Genomic DNA, 24,043 nt, shown 5'->3' on the forward strand with positions numbered 1-24,043 from the left:
TTTTCAAAGAGATGTTTTTTCTTGAAACTCTTCTTGCACAAATTCATGAATGACGCCCATTCCTGCCTGGCTTCCAGCTGCTGCTGCAAGAACTAACTGAGCAGGGCCGCCTAAATTATCCCCACACGCAAAGACTCCACTAACGGTTGTACGTCCAAGAATATCTGTTTCAATCCCCGCATTCTTCGCCATTTGACAGCCAAGCTTTTCGGCAAATGGGGCTGACTGCTTGAATTCACTTGCGACAAAACCACCTTCCCTTCTGACTATCTCCCCATTCGCAAGCTGGAGAGCACGCAGCTGCCCATTGTCATGATCAATCGACACAATTGGCACATCAATGACTTGAATAGAATGTGCCGTCAGAAGTGCCTTGTCCTCTTCAGCCAACACGTGCCCATTTGTAAACACGATCAAATCCTTTGTCCAATTGGAAAGAAGCTTAGCCATATGCAAGGCTCGCTGATTCTCTGCAATAAGGGCAAGTGCTTTGTCTTTTAATTCCCATCCATCACAGAAAGGACAGCTAAACAACGTTTTTCCGTACACATCATGAATTCCTTCGATCTCTGGCAGAATATCCTGAAGTCCTGTTGCCAAAATGATTTTTTTCGCTTCGAATGTATCCCCCTCGTGTGTCAGTAACGTAAAGCTTTCCTCTTTCTTTTGTATATCAACAATTCGACTTCGTTTGATTTTAATACTAGGGTATTTTTGAAGGTCTGCCTCTCCGGCTTGTCTGATTTCAAACGGTGTCATTCCATCGTTTGTAATAAATCCATGTGATTCCTGCGTCACTCGATTTCTTGGCAGCTCATCATCAAATACAATGACCTGCTTTCTGCCTCTCCCTACAACAAGTGCTGCACTTAATCCGGCTGGTCCGCCTCCGATAATGGCACAATCTAATAACATATCAATCTCTCCTTTTTATTCAAGATTTTATAGACTCTTAATATCTATAATTAGTTCAAAAAAATCACATATTGAAAAATGGATTTTTTTCTGTCTGCTCAATTTGGTTCGCAATATCAATTAACCGTTTTTGACTTAACGTCTCCTGCATTTTCGTTTCCACATCCTGCATGACTTGTTCAATCAAACAGCCATCATGAGGCATGAAGGAGTCATGCTCTAAAGAGCAGCGAAATAAATTCGTTTGTCCTTCTACAGCTTGAATGACATCTAAAAACGAAATGTCTTCCTTTCGTTTGATAAGGGTATAACCTCCCTTTGCACCAGGTGTTGACTCAATCAATCCCGCCTTCACAAGCTTTGTTAAAATTTTGGATAAATAGGTTGGTGAAAGGTCTTGCATCTTAGCAAGAGGCTCAACCCCAATCGCTTTACCCTTTGGCGCAAGAGTTAAAAACACCATCGTATGCAGCGCATAGTTGGTCGCTTTAGAATATTTCATGAGAAAATTCCTTTCTATCTATTATAGACCTTTTATATCTACAATTGATCATAGATGATTCAAGAGAAAAAAGCAAGTGTTGTGGATCTGCTCCACTTTTCACATTTCCTTCCGATAATAGAAGTAAGCACAGAATAAAGTTTTGATTGAGAACGAGAAGGAGTGAAGAAAAATGTCAGATCAACAGCACAATGCAGCACACGAAGAAGAAGAGGAATTTAACGTATACGACATGCTTCCGCCCGCAGGTACAATCATCGGAGAAGCAACAGAAGAAGAAATGGAAGCCGCAGCAGCACTTGAAGTGAGACATGTCGCGTTCATGCGCCTTCAAGATATGTTCATTCAATTTGATGGCTCGTCTTACAAAGACTTATTAAAAGACTTCCAAGAATTCGAATTGGATTCCACAAAATTCTGGAGAGCCATTGCTAGACGTCTTCAAATTCCATACGAATGGCCAATCCGAATCGACCACGCAAACGGCCCTATTTATATTGGTGAAACAGAGGATAGCCGTGAGGTTGAGGAGAGTGCAGAGTAAGGGGGCCTTTTCCTCTCCATCACAATACATCGGTTAAAAAAACAAATAAGCAATATGAGCGCTGTGACGCCCATATTGCTTATTCTTGTGTTATGTTAACTCTGGCCAAAATGCTTGATTTGCCACAATTAAGTCGTCTAAAATATCTTTTGCTACTTTAGCACTCGGCACCGTTTTCGATAATGTGATGGCCTGCCATAATTTTTGATAGGACCCTTCTTCAAATGCTTCTACTACTAGTTTTTCTACGCCAACTTGCTGCTCCATGAGACTTTTTTGGAATCTTGGAATCTCTCCAACTACTAATTTTTCTGGACCATTACTGCCAACGATACAAGGAATTTCGACCATGGCTGTTGGATCAAAGTTCCTAATGGCGCCATTGTTCTCTACAATCATCAGCATCCGTTCCTTTTTATTAAAAGCAATAGCTCTTGCTAAATCAACGATATAGGAAGCGTGCTCATCAATGGTCAGCTTTGTATCCTTTGCAGTTCCTTTATCAATGATAGCCTGACATTCACTAAAAACAAAAGCTTCCCGCCCCTCCATCACTTCATTGGCACGCGTGAACGCTATGTTTGAATGTGCCACTTCTTCATCTGGAAATAGATAGTATTTCAAATACGTATTCGGTACCGTTTTTGGATCAAGTGCTTGAATATCTTTAGCCTTTTTTAATGTGCTGTTCCAGCTCTTCTGCTGTTCTAATTCAGATGTTCCATCTGTTGCATAACCATGCTCGCTTACATGCTTAATCACCTCAGGCATTAAGCTATTTCCAGCTTTATCTCGAATATCTGTCCACCAGCCAAAATGATTCAAACCATAGTAATCTACTTCTAGTTCTTTCCGTGAAGATAAGCCTAAATTTTTTGCAATTAATTCTTCGATGCCAATTGGCATATCACATATGTTTAAAATCCTAGAATTCGGTCTTAGCTTACGTGTTGCCTCTGCTACTATCGCTGCAGGGTTAGAATAGTTTAACATCCAAGCTTCAGGTGAGTATTTTTCCATATAATCGACAAGTTCTAATACACCTGGAATGGACCGCATTCCGTAAGCGATCCCGCCTGGACCGCATGTTTCCTGTCCGACGACTCCATGCTTCAATGGAATTTTCTCATCTAATTCACGCATTGCATATTTGCCGACACGGATATGTGCCATCACAAAATCGACTTGAGTAAAGGCTTCTTCTGGGTCCGTGCTTGCCAGTAATCGCACTTCTGGTGCTCGTTCTTTTAACATAATCTCACATGCATCTGCAATCGTCTTTTGTCTAGCTTCATCATTATCATAGAGTTTAATTGTATGAATTGGGAACTCCTCTAAATAGTCTAACAGCATCAAAATGATCCCTGGTGTAAATGTACTTCCTCCTCCAGCGATCGTAATATTAAATTTTTTCATGATATCCAGCTCCTTTTTCAATCTAATGAAAGTTTTGTCTCAAAGGACTCTCTCACTTGCGGTACACTTAAGCCAACAATGATCTGAATGCTTTGACCACTCTTCGCCATTCCGTGTGCCAGTTTATTTTTTGTAAAGTATTCTCTATCTTTCACCAAGCTAGGGTCAATCACTGTAATTCGCAGACGCGTGGCACAGTTTGTCACATCTTTAATGTTTTCTTTACCGCCGAGGCCTTCTAAGAAATAAACGGCTTTCTCTTCATACTCAGACGCATAAACGGGCGCTTCCTTTTGGTCATGAGCTTTTTTATGAGCATTCTCATAATCTTGTTTTGTATATAGCCTCGTCTCCTCCTCATGTTTTCGTCCTGGTAATGGAATATCAAATTTCACAATCATCCATCTAAATATGACAAAATACAATGCTGTAAAGAGAAGTCCAATCACCGCTTGGATTAGATAAATCCCTCCATGATTTGAAGAGAGCGGAATCCAGTTCAATGCAGCTATTTCAATAAGCCCGGAACCCATCATGCCCACAACACCAAACATATTCATGATTGTCACCATGGTCGCTCCAAGAAGTGCATGTATCACAAATAAATAAGGCGCGAGAAATAGAAATGTAAATTCAAGCGGTTCTGTAATTCCGGCAAATATGGCTGTTAATGTGGCGGGTAATACCAATGCCAAAACCTTTTTTCTATTTTCTTTCGGTGTTGAAAAATACATGGCTAAAGCTATCCCTAAACAGCCGAACATCTTAATATTCCCATGCAATAAAAATCCGTATGGATAAAGATCCTTCAAATCGGAAGTGGAGGACGCAAATTCATTTAAGTGAGCAATCCAATATGGTTTTAATCCCCCATTTACAGCCGCTGGACCAAACTCAAAAGGTGTATAAATAAAATGGTGAAGTCCTGTTGGAATTAACACCCTTTCCAAGAAATGAAACAGCCAGACACCAATATAACCAGACTGTGCCATGAACCCTTGGAGGGATTGAATCCCCTGCTGAACATAGGGCCATACAAAAGCCACGATAAAAGCAATAGGAATCATCACAAAGAATCCGATGATGACAACAAATACAAGCCCCTGGAAAATCCCAAGCATCTCAGGCAGCTTTTGATCATAAAAACGATTATGGATCCAAATGACAATTCCAGATATCATCACCGCACCAATGATACTTGTATCCAGTGTAGGTATACCTGCAATTTCTTTTACACCCGCTACGTTCTCGACACCTTGCGATAAATCAACACCAAAAGTAGACGGCCAAAGTGTCAAAATAGCATGAATATAATTGTTAAATACGAGATAAATCATTAAAGCTGCGAGTGTCGCACGTGCTTGCGCTTTTTTCGCAAGTGAGATGGGCAATCCAATCACAAAAGCTAGTTCCATATGATTGAAAATCGTCCATCCCCCGCTTTCAATCAGTGACCAAACCTTGTACCACATCGTACCTTCTGCAGCCATTTCCCCCATAATCGCTGGATTCTTACATAAAGTCGCGAGGCCGACAACAATACCAAAAAACGCGAATAAAAGTACAGGAACTACCATAGCACTGCCAAATCGCTTGATTGCATTCATAAGCATAACCCCTTTGCTTGATCCATAACATCACTGTAAAGGTAGCGCTTACAAAAACCAATAGGTTTGACGTATTTAGAAATCAAGTTGTAACATTAGATTATATTTTCACAGGAAGAAAATATTTTCATGTTGGAGGGCACATCGCATGATACTGGACAAGCTGGTTAATAAATACTTCGAAGATTTAAATAAGAATGACCTGCATATTATTAAAACGATCCATGATCATCTTGAAGAAATGAAGACAATGAAAATTCAGGACCTTGCCCGTTATGCTCATACTTCCATCTCATCCATCCACCGGCTTGCCAAGAAAATAGGGTTCGACGGCTACAGCGACTTAAAGTCTTATGTGAAATTAAATGCTTTCACTGAAGAGACCACACAGGATTTAATGGAGCTGCTTGATCAAGATATCCGCCAGACAAGAAAATATATGGAGCAGCTCGACTTTCATCAATTAAATCAACTGATAGATCGTGCACCGTATATTTATATTTATGGGACAGGAACAGCACAGCTCGATTTGGCCAATGATGTACAGCGGCAGCTATGGTCACTGCATAAAAAATCTCAAGTATTACGAAGCAAGCGGGACTTAACAGATGGAATCATTGAATTTGGTGAGGATGACCTTTTATTTATCATTTCTTTATCGGGTGAATCGAAGAATTTAGATGATATCATTCAATTGGTGAAAACGAGACATATCAAATTTATCAGCATGACCACTTTAAGGAATAACCTCCTTGCACAAAATGCCATGTTTAACATTTATGTAAGCAGCACCCCGTTTCACTTATATAACAAAGTGGACAACTCCAGCTTTCTGCCTTTTTATATTGTGGCAGATATTATCGTCAGGAAATTTAGTGAGTGGAAAGTGAACCAATTGAATAATAATACTTAAACATAACAGGTACAGTTTTGGAGAGAGATTCAATGTTGCTTCGCAAAAAAAGAGAGACTCTTTTGTCTCTCTCAAAAAATACTGTATAACAACGGTTTTAATGAAATATATCTACTTGCGGCTGCCTTTTCCTTTTCATGTTATTCAGCAGTATAATGCCCAGCAAGCAGTTCATCAAACGAATCCGCTAATTTGAAATCCGTCTCATCTTCTAGATCAAAGTAGTGAATCGGCGGATGCTCCTTTGTTTCTCTATAATCCAATGCAATCCACGTATGACCATCCCCACAAATGAGTACAAGTCCCTCAGGCAATTCCCATTCTTCTATTAAATAATCACTATCCATAATGCCTTCATCTTTGGCAATCCCTCTTAAATGATCAAATGACACATGATCCTCTGCCCATCCATTCGGCTGATCCGTTGGAAAAGCATTATGCAGGGTATACCCGCCATTTTGTTCGAGGATAAGTTTCTTATATGTATCAGGCAAGATGACGCCTAGCTTCTTTTCCGCTCTTGCAATGCCTTTCTCATTGATTTTCTTAAATGTCTCTTCACTTTCTCTATCCCAAAATGGTTTCAAATAAAATACCTCCAATTGTTATTTCTATCTCATTTTACCATTTAAGAGAACTAGTTTAATAGTCCTATTTATAAAAAAAGAGAAGGGTTACCCCTCCTCTTGTTGGTCATGATTGGTCTTGATTTCTCGCTTCAAATTCATCCAGCATTGCACGCACTTCATCTGTTGATGATGTGTTCATTAATTGATTTCTCAAGAAACTCGCTCCTCTGAATCCTTTTACATAAATCTTAAAGAAACGGTGCAGTGCCTTGAATGGACGCAGACCTAGTGATGAGTATTGATCATGAAGATCAAGATGTAATCTTAAGAGACCAAGCAGTTCATCACTTGTATGCTCCTTCGGCTCTTTTTCAAAAGCAAATGGGTTATGGAAAATCCCACGTCCAATCATCACGCCGTCCACTCCATACTGTTCAGCGAGCTTTAAGCCTGTTTGACGATCTGGAATATCACCATTGATTGTCAAAAGAGTATCAGGTGCTACTTCATCACGAAGTTTTTTGATCTCAGGAATGAGCTCCCAATGCGCATCAACCTGGCTCATTTCCTTTCTTGTGCGAAGATGGATTGATAAATTCACAATATCTTGCTCCAAAATATGTCTAAGCCACCCGCGCCATTCATCGACTTCAGTAAAACCAAGTCTTGTTTTGACGCTGACTGGTAATCCCCCAGCTTTTGCTGCTTGAATCAGCTCTGCGGCAACGTCTGGACGAAGAATCAAGCCGCTGCCCTTCCCATTTTGTGTGACATTTGGGACAGGACAGCCCATATTAATATCAAGCCCCTGAAATCCTAATTCCGCCATTCCAATGCTCATTTGTCTAAAGTTTTCAGGCTTGTCTCCCCAAATATGAGCAACAATCGGCTGCTCATCCTCTGTAAACGTTAAACGCCCCTTCACACTTTGAATACCATCAGGGTGGCAATAACTCTCACTGTTCGTAAACTCTGTAAAAAACACATCCGGTCTCGCCGCCTCACTCACAACATGACGAAACACAACATCTGTCACTTCTTCCATTGGTGCTAATATAAAAAATGGCCGCGGTAAATCACGCCAGAAATTTTTACTCATCTTTCATCCAATTCCTCTCATGACATAGCACCTAAAGGGCATGTCCTTCTATAAAGTCTTTCAGCAATTTTTATCATTATATACTTTAATATGAACCGGGCAAAATTGCAAAAAAGGACATTTCATAACTAAATGCGGGGTGAATATTAATTTTTGACCTCTGGTTAACCTTTTTTATGCAATTAGAGCAGGCAAAAATAAAAATATCCCGATATCGATGTTTTTCACGAAATCGGGATATCTCAATACATTACTGATTAATCACAAGACTTGCCACACACTCCACATGACTCGTATGCGGAAACATATCCACAGGCTGCACTTCCTCTGTCACATACCCGCCATCTTCAAGAATTCTCAAATCACGAGCAAGCGTCCCAGGATTACAGGAAACATAAACAACTCGGTTTGGTTTCATCTTTAAAATGGTGTCAAGCAGTGCTTCGTCACATCCTTTTCTTGGCGGATCGACGACGAGGGTGTCTGCTTTGATGCCTTCTTTGTACCAGTTTGGGATGACGGTTTCTGCTTCGCCGACTGCAAATTCAACATTATTGATTCCGTTTAAGGCAGCATTGCGTTTTGCGTCTTCAATTGCTTCTGGCACAATTTCTACGCCATTTACTCTGCCTGCTTTTTGTGCGAGAAATAAGGAAATCGTACCGATTCCGCAGTAGGCATCGATGACGGTTTCTTCGCCTTGCAGCTCTGCATATTCAAGCGCTTTGTCGTAAAGCACCTTTGTTTGGGCTGGGTTCACTTGATAAAAGGAGCGGGCTGAAATGGCAAATTTGATGTCGCCAATCGTGTCATAAATGTATTCTTCACCCCATAAAACGGTTGTTTCATCTCCGAAAATGACATTTGTTTTCTTTGAATTCACGTTTTGTACAATTGACCGAACATGTGGGAAGCGTGCTATAATCTGCTCAATCACCTGCTGCTTTTGCGGAAAATCAGCCGTTCTAGTAACAAATACAACCATCATTTCACCTGTTGCAATACCGTAGCGAACCATCACATGACGCAGCCATCCTTTGTGCCGCTCTTCGTTATATGCTTTGATGCCAAACGCATTGCATATGTCTTTTACTGCCTGTACCACTTCGTCGTTTTCTGACTGTTGGATCAAACATTTTTCCATATCAATGATTTCATGGGTACGTTGCTGATAAAACCCTGCAACAAGTCCGCCTTCACGTTCGCCAACTGGAACTTGTGCTTTGTTTCGGTAATTCCAAGGGTCTTCCATGCCGAGTACAGGATGAACTTTTACACGGCTCATATCAAGCTTGCCGATCCGCTCTAAAACGTCCTTTACTTGTTTCTGTTTAAATAGCAGCTGGCCTTCATAGCTCATATGCTGAATTTGACAGCCGCCGCACTGCTTGTAAATGGGACATGGCGCATCTTGCCTGTGCTGACTTTCCTTTGTCAGCTCCATGAGTCGTCCAAAAGCAAATCCTTTTTTGACTCGTGTGACTTTGATTTGCCCTTGTTCGTCAGGAAGGGCATTTGGTACAAAGACAGGGAATCCTTCAATTTTTGCTACACCTGCACCTTCATGCGTTAAGTCTTCGAAGGTTACATTGTAGTATTCATTCTTTTCAACAGGCGGTTTCATTTTCACCAATTTTATCACCTCATTTGCAAAGAAAAACTTGGCCGCCATAAGGAACCAAGTTCAGTCTTCACCCTATTTTTTCAGCTGTTGCTTTTGGCACAATAAATTCAATATGGCGATACAGGTTTTCAAATTCACCTGGCAGCATGCCGCCGTATTCACCATCTAAATTCAATTGCATTTTATCTTTTACATCTACCTTCACGCGATTCGCTTTTGCGTAGATGACATTGTTATCATGAATATGCTCGCCCCGCAGTGCAAGGCTGACCACTCGAATGGCTTCTGCTAGATTGACCTTCTTTAGAATAATCAGGTCAAACATCCCATCATCTAAAATGGAATCTGGCGCTAATTTTTCAAAGCCGCCTACTGAGTTTGTGAGTGAAACAAGGAACAGCATGATTTCTCCATGAAACAATTTGCCGTCATATTCAATTTCGACTTCTGTCGGGCGGATTGAAGGAAGCATCTCCATGCCTTTTAAATAATAAGCAAGCTGTCCAAGCATGGTCTTCAGTTTACTAGGCACCTCATAGGTGAGTTCTGTTAACCGGCCGCCGCCAGCAATATTAATAAAATAATGGCCATTGACTTTACCGATATCAAGCGGCTTTGCTACACCCTCAATAATGGCATCTGTCGCTTTCAAAACACCTTCTCGTGGAATTCCAAGTGCTCTTGCGAAATCATTTGTCGTTCCAACTGGAATAATTCCTAATTTTGGTCTTTTTTCAAGCGGTGCTAGTCCGTTGACGACTTCATTGATCGTGCCGTCTCCACCTGCTGCTACAATTAAATCAAAATCTCTCTGTGCGGCTTTTTCTGCTGCTTGCGTGGCATCTCCTGCACATGTCGTCGCATGACAAGAAGTTTCATAGCCAGCTTGTTCAAATTTTTGCAAAACCTGCGGTAAATTCTTCTTGAAGAGTTCACGCCCAGATGTCGGATTGTATATAATTCGAGCACGTTTCATTCATCATCATCCTATATTCATTATGCAATCTATTTTCACCACTAACAACCTTTAATTATACTATGAGATTTGAAAATGGCAACAAAACAACCACCTAATATGTGAAATCTCCTACCACATTTTCCCCAGCAAGAAAGCATTCTGATAAGATAAAAGAAAACGCTGTAAAGGATGATATGCGATGAAAAAGCCTGTCTATTTTAATCATGACGGCGGTGTTGATGATCTCGTCTCTTTATTTCTTCTCCTTCAAATGGAACATCTGAAAGTCATCGGAATGTCTGTGATTCCTGCTGATTGTTATTTAGAGCCTGCTCTCAGTGCATCTCAAAAAATCATTGATCGTTTCAGCCCTTATGAAATTGAAGTTGCTGCTTCAACTTCTAGAGGCGTCAATCCATTTCCGAAGGAGTGGCGTATGCATGCTTTTTATGTAGATGCTCTGCCAATTTTAAATGAAAAAGGTACTGTTGATACAAAAGTATCCAAGCTGCCAGCACACCTTCACCTGATTGAAACGGTTAAGAAGGCAAAAGAACCTGTCACCCTGCTCTTTACTGGTCCGCTCACAGATCTTGCACGCGCTTTAGAAGAAGATCCTTCAATCTCTAACAAAATTGAGAAATTGGTGTGGATGGGCGGCACGTTCCTTGAAAAAGGCAATGTTGAAGAACCCGAGCATGACGGGACAGCAGAATGGAATGCATTTTGGGACCCTTATGCTGTCAGCACTGTCTTTCAGGAACCGTTTCCTATTGAGATGGTCGCGCTTGAAAGTACAAATCAAGTCCCGCTTACACTTGATGTACGTCAGCGCTGGGCTTCTCTTCGTTCTCATATTGGAATAGATTTTATCGGACAGTGCTACGCCTTTTGTCCGCCGCTCATTCATCATGAAACGAACTCGACGTATTACTTATGGGACGTGCTGACAACGATTACTCTTGCTTCTACATCATTTACCCGTTCAAAAGAAGTTAATGCGATCGTTTATACTGAAACGCCTAGACAAGGTCGCACCGAAGAGCATCCAGATGGAAAATCAATTCAAGTGATTGACCATGTCGATCGTGATGCCTTTTTCCACGCATTTGAAGAGCTTATGAGAAAAGCTGTTTGTCAGATTTCAAAATAAAAAAAGCCCCGCTCATTGGCGGGGCTTCCTCTTACTCTTCTTCTGCGTACTTTTTCTTACGTCTAAACTTGCTTAACATTTCATACACGATTGGGACGATGACCAATGTGAGAAGTGTAGAACTGGTTATACCGCCAATCACGGTAACGCCAAGTCCTTTTGATACGATCTGGCTTCCGCCTTCAAATCCTAATGCGAGTGGCAGCAGTGCACCAATCGTCGCAAGTGCTGTCATTAAGATTGGACGTAATCTTGTTGTACCTGCTTCAAGTAACGCTTCTCTTGTTGAGAGACCTTCTTTTTCTTTATGAATTACGCGGTCAATCAAGACAATGGCATTAGTTACAACGATACCGATCAGCATGAGCAATCCAATCATGGCATTTAAGCTGATGGTTTCTTTTGCTATAAACAATCCAAGTAGCGCACCAATAATCGTAAATGGCAGTGAGAAGAGAATCGCAAATGGTGCAAGACCTCCGCCAAATGTGATGACGAGAACGAGATACACAATGGCAATCGCTGCTAGCATTGCAAGGCCAAGCTGTGTAAAGGATTCTTCGATATCCGCACTTACGCCGCCTGTGTCAATCGTTACGCCAGATTTCAGATCAAGCTTGTCGACTTTCTTCTGAACATCTTGTGTCACACTTGAGACGTTGTCTGTTGTCATGTCACCAGACACTTCTGCGTAGATTTTCCCATCACGTTTTGTCACCGTATTTGCAGTCGTACCATCTTTTACTTTTACGACATCACCAATTCGGACTTCTTGCCCTGTTGGTGTGGTGATCTTTTTATTTTCTAAATCTTTTTTGCTCTTATATTCATCTTTTTCCGTTTGAAGCTTCACATCAAGTTCTTTGCCGTCCTCTGTGACTTTCGTCAGTGTTGTTTCACTATTTTGAGGTGCAATCGCTTGAGCGATTTGTGAAGCAGTTAGACCTAGTTTCGCCAGTTTTTCTTGATCTGCATTAAACGTATATTCGTCGTATTTCTCAGATAAGCTTGTGCTGACATTTTTCAGGTTTTTCTCATCTTTTAAGATGTTCTCAACATCTTTTACTGTGCCTTCAATATCACTTGCTTTGTCCCCGTACACATAGTATGTCACGGTATTATTTGCACCAGCAGATGAGAAGTTTTGTGATTTCCATTCCCCTTTAGATGCTTTATCTTGCAGGGCTTTGACCACACGATCTTTTTCTTTATCAAAGTTTGGCGTGTCATCATCATATTGTACGAAGAATAACGCACCGTTAGAGTTACCGCCAACACTTGCTGTCATGGCATTTGAAGAGCCTAGTGAATACTGAACTGTCTTGACATGGTCACGTTTCATCAAATATTCTTCAGCTTTTTTCGTTTCATCAATTGCTTGCTCTCTCGTTTGTCCAGGTTCAGGTGTATATGTCACCATGGCCGTCTTCTCTGCTTCCTGTGGTAAGAAGCTGACACCGACAAGTGGTGCTAAGAATAAACTTCCGACAAGCATAAGAATGGCAATTCCTGATGTGATCCATTTATGGTTGAGTGTCCAATTAAGTACACGTCTATAACCGCCAGCAAGCTTGCTTGGTTTATGTTCTTTTACCTTTTTCGCTGTGCCGTACAGGTTCTTTTTAAATAGAGTGTGTGCCATCATTGGAACAATTGTAATAGCGACAAGCAGTGAAGCAAGTAACGCAAACACAATCGTTAAGGCAAATGGAATGAATAGTTCACCAATCATTCCACCTACTAATGCTAACGGTAAGAATACCGCAATTGTTACAATCGTCGAAGACATGATTGGGATAAACATTTCTTTTGTGGCTTCTCTGACGAGTGCCTTGCCTTTTAACGGTTCATCCTTTAACGCCATCCGTCGATAGATATTTTCTATGACCACTATCGAGTCATCGACAACACGCCCGATGGCGACGGTCATGGCACCAAGTGTCATGATATTTAACGTGATATCCAACTGATTTAATAATAAGACAGCAATCAACAGAGATAACGGAATGGAAATGACCGAAATTAATGTTGATTTGATATCTCGAAGGAACAACATAATGATAATGATCGCAAAGATTGCTCCGATGATCGCCTTGTTCAGCATTGTGCTAACAGACTCTTTAATCGGCTCTGCTTGATCATATGTCGTGCTTACTTTAATTCCTTTGTTGTCTTTTTTGAATTTCTCAAGTTCTTTTGTGACTTCTTCTGCTACACTTACTGTGTTGGCTTCAGAACCTTTGACAATTTGCAGACCGATACTGTCTTTTCCATTCGTTCTAGAGATCGATTCTGCATCTTTTACGACTTTAATATCCGCTATCTCAGATAGCTTAATCGTCGGCAGCTCTACAGATTGACTGCTTGCTGCTCCTCCACCTGTTTGCTGCTGAGCTGCTGCTTGCTGCTGACTTGCACTTCCCGCCTGCTGCTCGGCACCTTGCGCACCTGCGCTGCTAGAAGGTGCTCCAGCTCCAGCGCTTCCCGCACCGCCGCCTGCACTTGGTGTGACTGGAATTCGCATATTTTTTAAATCTTTGACGCTTAAAATATTGCCGTCCACGACAACTGATTTTTGTTTGTTGCCAAATGTGTATAGACCTAATGGTACATTCACATCAGAGCCTTTGATCATGTTTTGAACGGTATCTTCATCTAGACCGTATTCTTTCAATTTCTTTTGTTTAAACGAAAATTCTACTTCTTTGATTTGCTGTCCTGAAGTTTCGACAGAAGAGACACCGTCTAATCCTTGAAGTGAAGGAACGAGGTCATTTTCTACTTTTTGTGTAAGGTCTTGTAATGATTCTTTATCTCCAGAGACACTAAGAGCTAAAATTGGAATCGCGTTAATACTAAAGCGTGCGATTTTAGGTTTTTCTGCATTTTCAGGAAAATCGATATTGCTAATCGCATCTTCAATTTCCTTTTTTGCTTCATCCATGTCTTTGTTGTAATCGTACTCGATTTGAATGGATGATGCATTTTCAAAAGAATTAGAAGTGACCACGTTGACCCCATTGAGGTTTTGAATCGACTTTTCAATTGGATCTGTCACCTTATCTGATACTTCGTCCGGCGTTGCGCCAGGGTACGTTGTAGAAACCGTAATGACTGGAGTGTTGATATTTGGGATTGATTCTTGTTTCATACTCAATCCGGCATATAGACCAGCAACTGTTACGATAATCGTCATGAGCCATACAGCGAACTTATTCTTTAATACAAAATTGATGATCGAATTCATTATTTCCTCCATTTTCCTTTATGTATTGACTGACTGGTCATTCTATATCATAATAAACGGTGACATACAATGCCGTCAACCATTTCACTTGCGTGTGACGTAACATTCTAAAGCTGAAGGGGCCTTATTTCATGAACGAAAAAAAAGAAAAAATCATTAAAGCAAGCATCCAATTGTTTGCGAAAAAGGGTTTTTCTTCTACGACCATTCAGGAAATTGCAGATGAATGCGGAATATCAAAAGGCGCATTTTATTTACATTTCAAATCAAAAGAACAGCTTTTCAACCGAGCGTTTGAATATTATATCGACACTTCGATGCAAACTATCGAAACGATTCGAAAAGAGAATCAGCATCTCGCGCCGAGAGAGATCTTTCAGAAACAAATCGCTGAACAGTTTCAGCATTTTGCTGAGAACAAGGATTTTATCATTCTGATCCTCAGCGAGAATATTATTCCGGAAAACCAGCAAATTAAAAAGTATTCAAAAACTGTGAAAAAGCAAATGAACGATGAAATTCAAATTTCCATCTTGACCACTTATGGACAGGAGATCGAACCATATGTAACTGACCTGTCAGTCATGATTCAAGGAATTATCCAATCATATGTGCAGGTTCTGCTTTTACAGGATCAAATGCAATTATCATTTGATGAGCTCTCATCCTTTATACTCGAACGGTTTGATGATCTGGTCCACGGCTTGCTTCGTTCTCAGACGAAACCGATTTTGAAGCAAACCATTTGGGACGATGAAGTGCCGAGTGCTGATTCCCTTCAAGAGGAGCTTCGTTTGTTAAAGCTTGAGCATTTGCTTTCTGATGATACCATTGTATCCATTGAAGTGATTGAAGAAGAGCTGGCAAAAGCTGAACCTCGTAAGCCAGTCATTCAAGGGATGCTGACGAATTTAGAAAAGTGTGAGGACCCTGCTGTTCTAAGAGCAGTGGAACAATTGAAGCTGTTTCTTCAGTAAAATGGATTTAGCTCACCTTTTCCCCTTCGAATGTGCACTTTCGCTTATGCTTCATTATAAGAAAAGATTCTCTAAATTGATATACGGCTGTGGTCTGAATCTATGATAAGACCCTGTCATTTCAAGAAAAAAAACCGCCTTTTTCATAAGGCGGTTTTTTGCTATTTATCGTTTTTTGATTTCTTCAAGGAGAATCTTGTTCACCATCGGCGGGTTAGCTTGGCCCTTCGATGCTTTCATGATTTGTCCGACTAAGAAACCAATCGCGCGGTCTTTACCATTTTTAAAGTCTTCAATGGATTGCGGGTTGTTATCAAGTGCTTCTGTAACGAGTTTGAGCAGCGCACCTTCGTCAGAAATTTGGACAAGTCCTTTTTCTTTGACGATTGTTTCTGCATCTCCCCCATTTTCGATGAGCTCTTTGAATACCTTTTTCGCAATCTTAGAGGAAATCGTTCCTTTTTCAATAAGCTTGATCATACCAGCCAGTCCTTGCGGTGTTAGCTTTGTATCCTCCAGCTCTTTTTGAGCAGAGTTTAAGTAAGCAGATACTTCACCCATGAGCCAGTTTGATGCTTGCTTCGCTTCTGCACCTTCTGAAATGGTCGCTTCAAAGAAATCAGACATTTCTTTCGTCAGCGTGAGTACCATTGCATCGTATGCAGGAAGTCCAAGCTCATCGATGTAGCGTTTGCGGCGCTCGTCTGGAAGCTCTGGGATAGATGCTCTTACACGTTCTTTCCACTCGTCATCAATGTACAGCTCCACCAAATCCGGTTCTGGGAAGTAGCGGTAATCATCAGAGCCTTCTTTGACGCGCATGAGAATTGTCTTTTTAGACGCTTCGTCATAACGGCGGGTTTCCTGTTCGATCAAGCCGCCAGAAAGCAATACTTGCTCTTGACGCTTCTCTTCGAATTCAAGGCCTTTTTGTACGAAAGCGAATGAGTTCAAGTTTTTGAGCTCTGTCTTTGTACCAAACTCTTCACGGCCGATTGGGCGAAGAGAAATGTTGGCATCACAGCGAAGTGAGCCCTCTTCCATCTTACAGTCAGAAACGCCTGTATATTGAATAATGGATTTTAATTTTTCTAAGTAAGCATACGCTTCTTCTGGTGTGCGAATATCTGGCTCAGATACGATTTCAACTAGCGGTGTACCTTGACGGTTGAAATCGACGAGTGAGTAACCGTCGCCTGTGTGCGTCAGTTTCCCAGCATCCTCTTCCAAATGGAGACGCGTAATACCGATTCGTTTTGTTTTGCCTTCTACTTCAATTTCAATCCAGCCGTTTTCACCGATCGGTTTATCAAATTGAGAAATTTGATACGCCTTTGGGTTATCAGGATAGAAGTAGTTTTTACGGTCAAATTTTGTATCTGTTGCGATTTCACAGTTCAGCGCCATGGCCGCTTTCATCGCAAAGTTCACCGCTTCTTTGTTCAGTACAGGCAGTACGCCAGGATACCCAAGATCGATGACACTTGTTTGCGTGTTGGCAGCTGCACCAAAAGGTGTCGGCGAGCTTGAGAAAATTTTTGATTGTGTTTTTAGCTCTACGTGGACTTCAAGTCCAATTACCGTTTCAAAGTTCATTCTAATTCACCCCTTACAGTTCAGGTTTTGCTTTATGATGATCTGTTGCTTGCTCAAAAGCGTGAGCCACGCGGTACACTGTTCCTTCGTCAAAGTGCTTGCCGATGATTTGCAGTCCTAACGGAAGGCCATTTGCAAATCCACAAGGCACACTGATTCCTGGAACGCCTGCAAGGTTAACAGGGATCGTTAAAATATCGTTTGCATACATGGTTAGCGGGTCGCTTGTCTTTTCACCAATGTTAAATGCAGGAGTCGGCGTTGTAGGTCCTACAATGACATCATACTTTTCGAAAACATCTTCAAAGTCTTTTTTGATCAATGTACGGACTTTTTGCGCTTTTTTATAGTACGCATCGTAATATCCTGAGCTTAGCGCGAATGTACCAAGCATGATGCGGCGCTTCACTTCGTCTCCGAAGCCTTCAGAACGAGTATTTTTGTATAAATCAATAAGATTGTCTGCATTATCTGTACGGTAGCCATAGCGGATGCCGTCAAAACGTGCAAGGTTTGCAGATGCTTCTGAAGAAGACAGTAAGTAGTAAGTCGCAAGTGCATATTTAGAGTGCGGAAGAGATACTTCTTCCCACGAAGCACCAAGTCCTTCTAATACTTTTAACGCTTGAAGAACGGACTCTTTTGCTTCCTCGCCAACGCCTTCGCCAAGGTATTCTTTCGGCACAGCGATTTTCAGACCTTTGATGTCGCCAGTTAATGAAGAAAGAAAATCTGGGACATCGACATTTGCGCTTGTTGCGTCCATTTGATCGACACCTGCAATCGCTTGAAGAACATATGCGTTGTCTTCTACATTACGTGTAATCGGACCAATTTGGTCTAATGATGAAGCAAATGCGATTAATCCGTATCTGGATACACGGCCATATGTCGGCTTAAGACCGACAACCCCGCAGAAAGATGCCGGCTGACGAATAGAACCGCCTGTATCTGATCCAAGAGAGAACGGTACTTCACCTGCTGCAACAGAAGCTGCTGATCCACCGCTTGATCCGCCCGGAACGGTGTTTAAATTCCATGGGTTTTTCGTCGCTTTAAAGCCTGAGTTCTCCGTAGAAGATCCCATAGCAAATTCGTCCATATTTAATTTACCGATTGTGACTGCTTCAGCGTCTCTTAGGCGGTTCACAACGGTTGCATCATAAATTGGATCAAAGTTTTGCAGGATTTTACTTGAAGCTGTTGTACGCAAATCCTTTGTAACAATGTTATCTTTCACACCGATCGGCATACCGAACAATAGGCCAAGCTCGTCCTTTTCACCAACTGCCTCGTCCAATTCCTTTGCATACGCACGTGCTTTTTCTTCGTCCAGTGCAAGGAATGCTTGTACTTTCCCGTCTACTTCATTGATTCGTTTATAAGACTCGTCCACTAAATCAGAAACAGACAGTTCCTTTTTATGTAAAAGCTCTTTTAATTCAGAAATTTTGTGATCAAACAGTGACATGTCTCGGGCCTCCTTTAGTCCAAAATTGATGGCACACGAATATAGCCGTCTTTATGATCAGGCGCGTTTTTGACGACTGCCTCAATGGAAAGACCTTTATTCGGAACATCTTCTCTCATGACGTTTTTCATTTTTAATACGTGTGTAGTAGGTTCAACGTTTTCCGTATCTACCTCGTTTAACTGCTCTGCAAATGAAATGATGCTATCAAGCTGTTCTGTAAACATCTCAGCTTCTTCTTCTGTAATCGCAAGCCTTGCTAAATGCGCAACGTGCTTGACTTCTTCTATTGAAATTCTTGACATGCAGGTTCACCTCCAAAAATGATGCGTACTCGTGGTCATGATCATAAGTCATATACACTTTATCATATCAAATTTTACTGTTCTAAAGCAACTTTACGCAGGTGCGGTAAAAGGTCCGTTTTCTTGAAACGTCTTTATTATCAAATCGATAAAAGAAATATTCATCAGGTGACTTTTTATTTTTCAGAAAATTTTTACTTTTGTTTATTTTTGTAAACGCTTACACACTAATTCTTATCACTGGTCTGTGGATTTTTTCTTCAAAATGAAGAGGTTTAGGCAGGTTGATCACTTGGGAATACTCTGTTAGGTTAAGTAACCATAGCAGTGAGCGGGACAGTCAAGCAAAATAGCTGCCATCGCACTTCTGTATATTTTGATTGAGGTGATGTCAAATTAATACGAAAAAGGTGAGAACACAAAATGAGTATTGAAGTTACAATTTCCTTATCTATTTATTTTATCGGAATGCTTGCCATTGGCTGGTATGCATTTAGGAAAACACATGATTTAAATGATTATATGCTCGGCGGACGCGGGCTTGGCCCATTCGTTACAGCCCTTTCAGCAGGTGCTGCGGACATGAGCGGGTGGATGCTGATGGGTGTGCCAGGTGAAATGTATAAAACAGGTTTATCGACAGCCTGGCTTGCGATTGGTTTAATCGTTGGTGCTTACTTGAACTACCTCATTCTTGCACCTCGTTTACGTTCTTATACAGAAATTGCGGATGATGCGATTACGATTCCCGATTTCTTTGATAAACGATTCAAAGGATCATCTGCTTTATTAAAAGCTGTGTCAGCCGTCATCATTTTAATTTTCTTTACGCTGTATACATCGTCTGGGATGGTATCAGGCGGACGTTTATTTGAGTCAGCATTCGGTGCAAATTACACGTTTGGACTGATTTTGACGTCAAGTATTGTCATTTTGTATACATTGTTCGGCGGATTTTTGGCAGTGAGCTTAACGGACTTTGTCCAAGGAGCTATCATGTTTTTAGCATTAGTGCTCGTGCCGATCGTTGCCTTTACACAATTAGGCGGACCTGTTGCTACGATCCAAGATATTCAACAGATTGACCCTAAATTGCTTGATATTTTTAGAGGAACGAGCGTCATTGGCATTATTTCCTTCCTCGCTTGGGGACTAGGTTACTTTGGACAGCCGCATATTATCGTGCGCTTTATGGCCATTACGTCTGTAAAAGATCTAAAACCAGCACGCCGAATCGGAATGAGCTGGATGATTATTTCAGTGATTGGTTCACTGTCTGTCGGTTTAGTTGGTGTTGCATATGTTCATGAAACGGGTATGAACCTTGCTGACCCTGAAACCATCTTTATCGTCTTTTCTAAAGTATTGTTCCATCCATATATCACTGGATTTTTACTTTCTGCCATCTTAGCTGCGATTATGAGTTCAATTTCGTCTCAGCTGCTTGTCACAGCAAGTGCGATGACAGAGGATTTATACAGAACGTTCTTTAGAAAAACAGCATCAGACAAAGAGCTCGTCATGATTGGCCGGATGTCTGTACTCGTTGTCGCTGTGATTGCTCTCTGCCTTTCACTTAACCCAAGTGACACCATTCTTGACCTTGTCGGTTATGCATGGGCAGGATTTGGTTCTTCATTCGGTCCAGTCATCTTACTTTGCCTATACTGGAAGCGAATGAATCATCATGGTGCCCTAGTTGGAATGATCGTTGGTGCGGTTGTGGTTCTGACATGGATTACGACAGGCCTCAACCATGCCACAGGTATTTATGAAATGATTCCAGGCTTTACGCTTAGTGGATTAGCTGCCATTATTGTGAGCTTATTGACAAGTAAGCCGTCAAAAGCATCAAAACAGCTTTTCAACAAAATGGAAAATCATCTTGAAGAAGAAACAAAATAAAGAATTGAAGAGTCATCTGCCCTATGCGGATGACTCTCTTTTTAAATAAAATAAAAAGCTTTTCTTTCTTCAGAAACTGAATAAAATAAGAGTTGTGCAGCTATATGGGCTGTGAGAAGATCATATACATGTTGTGAAACGTACATGAAGTGAAGGAGCGATACGCATGTTTTGGACAATTGAATGGGATACAGTCTTAAAATTAGCCGTGGCCACCTTAATCGGGCTGATTATCGGGCTTGAACGAGAGCTGAAGAAAAAGCCCCTCGGCTTGAAAACGTGTATTGTCATTGCTGTCAGCTCCTGCGTCTTAACCATCATCAGCATTGATGCAGCCTACAATTTCCCTCGAGTCTCTAAGCTTCAAATGGACCCACTCAGGTTACCGGCGCAAATTATATCTGGTGTTGGTTTTATTGGAGCAGGTGTGATTCTTCGAAAAAGCAATGATGTCATCTCAGGACTCACGACTTCTGCGATGATCTGGGGAGCAGCAGGACTTGGGGTTGCAACAGGTGCAGGATTTTATAAAGAAGCCTTCCTCAGTCTTTTCTTTATTCTGATTAGTGTCGAATTTCTACCATGGCTCTTCCAGCGGATCGGACCGATTCGCCTGCAGGAAAAAGAAATCCGCATCAGAATGTCTCTTTCTGACCGAAACCGCATGACCGATATTTTAAAAGAAATGAAAGCTCTCAATATCCGCATTCATTCTGTACGAATTGATGATTTAAAAGAAAAGGACTATCCGATCATGGAAGTACGTGTACGTGTGCATAAAGACCGCTATACAACCGATGTGTACTTTGATATTAAAGATCTAGAAGGCGTCGTTGGCGTGAAGTGTGATACGGTATAGTCACAAAAAACCCCTTGCTGTTTGACACAGCAAGGGGTTTCTTTTATCGGGCCAGCTGTTGAAAGTCAAAAGGAGTAATTGGTATGTTTTGCTCAATTTCCTTTCGAAAACATGACAGCATGGCTTTTTCGTCAGAAGTCAATGTTTGGAGATCAAATGCTTGATGTAAAAGCCCATAAATAAGCATATGACGCAGCATGAGGAAATCAGGGATTGTTGCCAGCCACGCGTCATCAAGCTCATTCTCCTGTCGATAGCCTTTTAGAAAATGACTCATAAATTCTGCCGTAAATTCAGCTTTATCATCATATGGAATCACTGGATACCAAAGAACATTGTATAGCAAAATACTAATATCATTGATAAACCAGTGATATCCAATATCATCAAAATCAAATGCAATAATCTCTCCTTGATGATAATGAAAGTTCCCGTGATGCAAATCGGCATGCACCAGCCCATACACATCTTTGGAAATTCGGAGCTGGTGAAGCTTTTGCATCAGTTCATCTTTTCTTCGCAATACAACCGTTTGATCAGAAGGAATATATTGATCAAGCTTTAATTGCTCCTCTTCATACCACTCTTGACGCTTACAGCGAGGATCTTTTACTTGATATCGTTTTGTTGTTTGATGCATTCGTCCTGTATAGGACCCTAACGCTTCAAACAGCTTCCCATTCCAATCTCCTTCATTCACTTTTCTTCCCGGTGCTTTTTCATACACACGGAGTAAAAATGCGCCTCCGGCTTGATCAGGAATGGTTTCAACGTCTTTTCCTCTAGCTGATGAAATCGGCTTTGCTACAGAAATACCATGATGAGACAGGAATCGAATCCAGTCCATTTCTCCTAAAATATATGTGGGTGAACGACGAATGGTATGGGTGATTTTTAATATATAATTCTCCCCATTCATTGCCTGATATTCATACACATAATTTTCTGCATCGGCTAGAAATGTGACTTGGTCAAGCTGAAAGTCATACAAATGAGCCGCTTTCTTTAAGACTTTCTGTTCATCGTATCGTGCTTTTACTTCTTTATGCATGCTGATTCTCCTTTTATCGTCTTTTTAAATGTTCTTGACGGTAATCAGCATTATACGAGCATCAACATACCTGCCTTTCTTCTTGGTTTCTACTAATATTTTGACAAGGGTTTGGAAATCCCTCTTATTTAGTCATATATATGAACAGTTGGTTCTTTGTCTTCAGCATTTTTTGTGATCAGGGCTTCTTGTTGATCAGAAGATGTGATGTTGATTTCAATATTGGTGCTCTTGTAGTAATCCATGACTTCCCCGGTTAAATATTGTGTGAAGGCTACGACTTCCGTTTTTCCATAGAACTGCATTGGAATTTCGATTTTCATTTTTTGCAGGTTGCCGTTCTTGTAAAAACCTTTTCCTACAACACCAGTGTAATTCGGGAAGTAGTCTTCGACCTTTGTCTTGAAGCGGTCAAATCGCTCTGAATCATCTTTGTAGCTGCTTTTCGCATTATCTGAAGGGAAGAATACATTCTCCTCTTTGATCGTATCCCAATTTCCAATATCAGCAGAGCCTGCTTTCACATCCGTTTTGGCGATAAAGTTACCTGGAACGATAGATGATTTTGGTGCTTGCTTATAAAGGGCAATCATGACAGGCACTTTTTGCAGACCGTCCATTTGACGAATTCGTTTGACCACTTGTTCAGCGATTTTTTCACCCTCTGCCAAAAGTTTCTTAGAATTTTTCGATGAATCGATGGTCACCTCTTGCTGCGGGTCACCGATCTTTTCACGGTAATAATAAACAGAGTTCAGCGCAAGACCTATGACAACTCCGCCAAGTTGTAAGCTGTTTTTGTCTTTTCGAATTAAGTAATTATGCTCTAGCATTGAAGCTAAGTAAATTGGACTATTTTCATTTTTAGACTTTGTTGAACCTGAGTTTGGAAGAGCAGGATTTAAGCCTAGATTCTTAAAGTCTTTATCATCTTTTTCTGCCTTTTTCAGATCACTGCCTGTTTTTTTGCGTGCCAGCCAGCTGAGAACGGTGTCCTCATCTAAATGCTGTCCTTCTTGGAAAAGATAGTCGTTCGTATTAAATGACTCTGTTGCGAGGCGCATGAGTCCTGTTTCAAATTCATCAATGTCCAAGCGTGTGTTGAGACGCTCCGCTGTTAAACCTCTCGCAGCTCCTTGTTTAAACGGCAGCACCATTTTGTAATAGGAGTCTGAGATATTGTACATCGGGATGATGGCTGTTTCCTTTGTTTCCTTCGTTTCATCCGTTTTTTGTGTGACCTCTTCCTCTTCCTTTCCCCCAAAAGGTGCACACGCTGACAATACCAGTGTGAGCATTGTCAGCAGCAATAACAACTTTTTCAATAGAAAA

Annotated in this window: 19 protein-coding genes and 1 pseudogene; 6 read left to right on the top strand and 14 right to left on the bottom strand. The window is 41.2% G+C overall.

The window, feature by feature from the left end; all coding sequences use genetic code 11:
• Window positions 1-3 precede the first annotated feature (3 nt).
• Together MHI60_RS03960 and MHI60_RS03965 are read right to left on the bottom strand one after the other, a co-directional pair.
• Window positions 4-915 (bottom strand): NAD(P)/FAD-dependent oxidoreductase, encoded by a 912-nt coding sequence (locus MHI60_RS03960; RefSeq protein ID WP_144485791.1) that lies wholly within the window; start codon window positions 913-915, stop codon window positions 4-6.
• A 64-nt stretch (window positions 916-979) separates the two neighbouring features.
• The gene (locus tag MHI60_RS03965) at window positions 980-1,417 is read right to left on the bottom strand and encodes an Rrf2 family transcriptional regulator (protein WP_034623077.1); all 438 of its coding nucleotides are present in this window, start codon (window positions 1,415-1,417) and stop codon (window positions 980-982) included.
• A gap of 172 nt (window positions 1,418-1,589) precedes the next feature.
• Between MHI60_RS03965 and MHI60_RS03970 the strand changes: the two genes are divergently transcribed.
• Window positions 1,590-1,961, top strand: a complete 372-nt coding sequence (locus tag MHI60_RS03970; RefSeq protein ID WP_046314086.1) for a hypothetical protein — start codon at window positions 1,590-1,592, stop codon at window positions 1,959-1,961.
• A 90-nt stretch (window positions 1,962-2,051) separates the two neighbouring features.
• Here MHI60_RS03970 and MHI60_RS03975 read toward each other — a convergent pair whose 3' ends face one another.
• Both MHI60_RS03975 and MHI60_RS03980 read right to left on the bottom strand, forming a co-directional pair.
• Window positions 2,052-3,377, bottom strand: coding sequence for a 6-phospho-alpha-glucosidase (locus tag MHI60_RS03975; RefSeq protein ID WP_144485793.1), 1,326 nt, complete (start codon window positions 3,375-3,377; stop codon window positions 2,052-2,054).
• A gap of 17 nt (window positions 3,378-3,394) precedes the next feature.
• On the bottom strand, window positions 3,395-4,984 hold the full coding sequence (locus MHI60_RS03980; RefSeq protein ID WP_095407915.1) for an alpha-glucoside-specific PTS transporter subunit IIBC: 1,590 nt from the start codon (window positions 4,982-4,984) through the stop codon (window positions 3,395-3,397).
• Window positions 4,985-5,132: 148 nt separating this feature from the next.
• Here MHI60_RS03980 and MHI60_RS03985 point away from each other — a divergent pair, with 148 nt between their 5' ends.
• On the top strand, window positions 5,133-5,897 hold the full coding sequence (locus MHI60_RS03985; RefSeq protein ID WP_095407914.1) for a MurR/RpiR family transcriptional regulator: 765 nt from the start codon (window positions 5,133-5,135) through the stop codon (window positions 5,895-5,897).
• Window positions 5,898-6,040: 143 nt separating this feature from the next.
• Here the strand turns inward: MHI60_RS03985 and MHI60_RS03990 are convergent.
• The 4 genes and pseudogenes from MHI60_RS03990 to MHI60_RS04005 form a co-directional block, all read right to left on the bottom strand.
• Window positions 6,041-6,484: pseudogene (locus MHI60_RS03990) on the bottom strand (SMI1/KNR4 family protein); the annotation flags it as partial.
• Window positions 6,485-6,590: 106 nt separating this feature from the next.
• Entirely contained in the window at window positions 6,591-7,565 is a 975-nt protein-coding gene (locus MHI60_RS03995; RefSeq protein WP_095407913.1) for a tRNA-dihydrouridine synthase, read from the bottom strand.
• 250 nt (window positions 7,566-7,815) lie between these two features.
• Entirely contained in the window at window positions 7,816-9,195 is a 1,380-nt protein-coding gene (gene rlmD, locus MHI60_RS04000; RefSeq protein WP_144485795.1) for a 23S rRNA (uracil(1939)-C(5))-methyltransferase RlmD, read from the bottom strand.
• A 61-nt stretch (window positions 9,196-9,256) separates the two neighbouring features.
• Complete coding sequence (locus MHI60_RS04005) at window positions 9,257-10,165, bottom strand: diacylglycerol kinase (protein ID WP_024424554.1); 909 nt, start codon at window positions 10,163-10,165, stop codon at window positions 9,257-9,259.
• A 181-nt stretch (window positions 10,166-10,346) separates the two neighbouring features.
• On the opposite strand from MHI60_RS04005, the gene MHI60_RS04010 reads away from it, so the two are divergent.
• A complete protein-coding gene (locus tag MHI60_RS04010; protein ID WP_144472543.1) occupies window positions 10,347-11,300 on the top strand; it encodes a nucleoside hydrolase in 954 nt (317 codons plus the stop codon).
• Window positions 11,301-11,331: 31 nt separating this feature from the next.
• On the opposite strand, the gene MHI60_RS04015 is transcribed toward MHI60_RS04010, so the two are convergent.
• Window positions 11,332-14,547 (bottom strand): efflux RND transporter permease subunit, encoded by a 3,216-nt coding sequence (locus MHI60_RS04015; protein WP_144472545.1) that lies wholly within the window; start codon window positions 14,545-14,547, stop codon window positions 11,332-11,334.
• 131 nt (window positions 14,548-14,678) lie between these two features.
• On the opposite strand from MHI60_RS04015, the gene MHI60_RS04020 reads away from it, so the two are divergent.
• Window positions 14,679-15,524 carry a TetR/AcrR family transcriptional regulator gene (locus MHI60_RS04020; protein WP_095407910.1) on the top strand — a complete coding sequence of 282 codons (846 nt, stop codon included), beginning with the start codon at window positions 14,679-14,681 and terminating at the stop codon, window positions 15,522-15,524.
• A 165-nt stretch (window positions 15,525-15,689) separates the two neighbouring features.
• Here the strand turns inward: MHI60_RS04020 and gatB are convergent, their stop codons facing one another.
• Genes gatB through gatC form a run of 3 tightly spaced genes read right to left on the bottom strand, consistent with a single transcriptional unit; the run spans window position 15,690 to window position 18,896 of the window.
• On the bottom strand, window positions 15,690-17,120 hold the full coding sequence (gene gatB / locus MHI60_RS04025) for an Asp-tRNA(Asn)/Glu-tRNA(Gln) amidotransferase subunit GatB (RefSeq protein ID WP_059374649.1): 1,431 nt from the start codon (window positions 17,118-17,120) through the stop codon (window positions 15,690-15,692).
• Window positions 17,121-17,133: 13 nt separating this feature from the next.
• Entirely contained in the window at window positions 17,134-18,591 is a 1,458-nt protein-coding gene (gatA, locus tag MHI60_RS04030; RefSeq protein WP_041116096.1) for an Asp-tRNA(Asn)/Glu-tRNA(Gln) amidotransferase subunit GatA, read from the bottom strand.
• Window positions 18,592-18,605: 14 nt separating this feature from the next.
• Window positions 18,606-18,896, bottom strand: a complete 291-nt coding sequence (gene gatC / locus MHI60_RS04035) for an Asp-tRNA(Asn)/Glu-tRNA(Gln) amidotransferase subunit GatC (protein WP_024424549.1) — start codon at window positions 18,894-18,896, stop codon at window positions 18,606-18,608.
• Window positions 18,897-19,319: 423 nt separating this feature from the next.
• On the opposite strand from gatC, the gene putP reads away from it, so the two are divergent.
• Both putP and MHI60_RS04045 read left to right on the top strand, forming a co-directional pair.
• Window positions 19,320-20,801 carry a sodium/proline symporter PutP gene (gene putP, locus MHI60_RS04040; RefSeq protein ID WP_144472547.1) on the top strand — a complete coding sequence of 494 codons (1,482 nt, stop codon included), beginning with the start codon at window positions 19,320-19,322 and terminating at the stop codon, window positions 20,799-20,801.
• A gap of 160 nt (window positions 20,802-20,961) precedes the next feature.
• A complete protein-coding gene (locus tag MHI60_RS04045) occupies window positions 20,962-21,660 on the top strand; it encodes an MgtC/SapB family protein (protein ID WP_169510856.1) in 699 nt (232 codons plus the stop codon).
• Window positions 21,661-21,703: 43 nt separating this feature from the next.
• Here the strand turns inward: MHI60_RS04045 and MHI60_RS04050 are convergent, their stop codons facing one another.
• Together MHI60_RS04050 and MHI60_RS04055 are read right to left on the bottom strand one after the other, a co-directional pair.
• The gene (locus MHI60_RS04050; protein ID WP_144472548.1) at window positions 21,704-22,711 is read right to left on the bottom strand and encodes a phosphotransferase; all 1,008 of its coding nucleotides are present in this window, start codon (window positions 22,709-22,711) and stop codon (window positions 21,704-21,706) included.
• A 128-nt stretch (window positions 22,712-22,839) separates the two neighbouring features.
• Complete coding sequence (locus tag MHI60_RS04055) at window positions 22,840-24,009, bottom strand: CamS family sex pheromone protein (protein WP_238409518.1); 1,170 nt, start codon at window positions 24,007-24,009, stop codon at window positions 22,840-22,842.
• Window positions 24,010-24,043 lie beyond the last annotated feature (34 nt).

It is taken from the genome of Bacillus sp. FSL K6-3200, assembly GCF_038630485.1.
GTDB lineage: Bacteria > Bacillota > Bacilli > Bacillales > Bacillaceae > Bacillus > Bacillus safensis.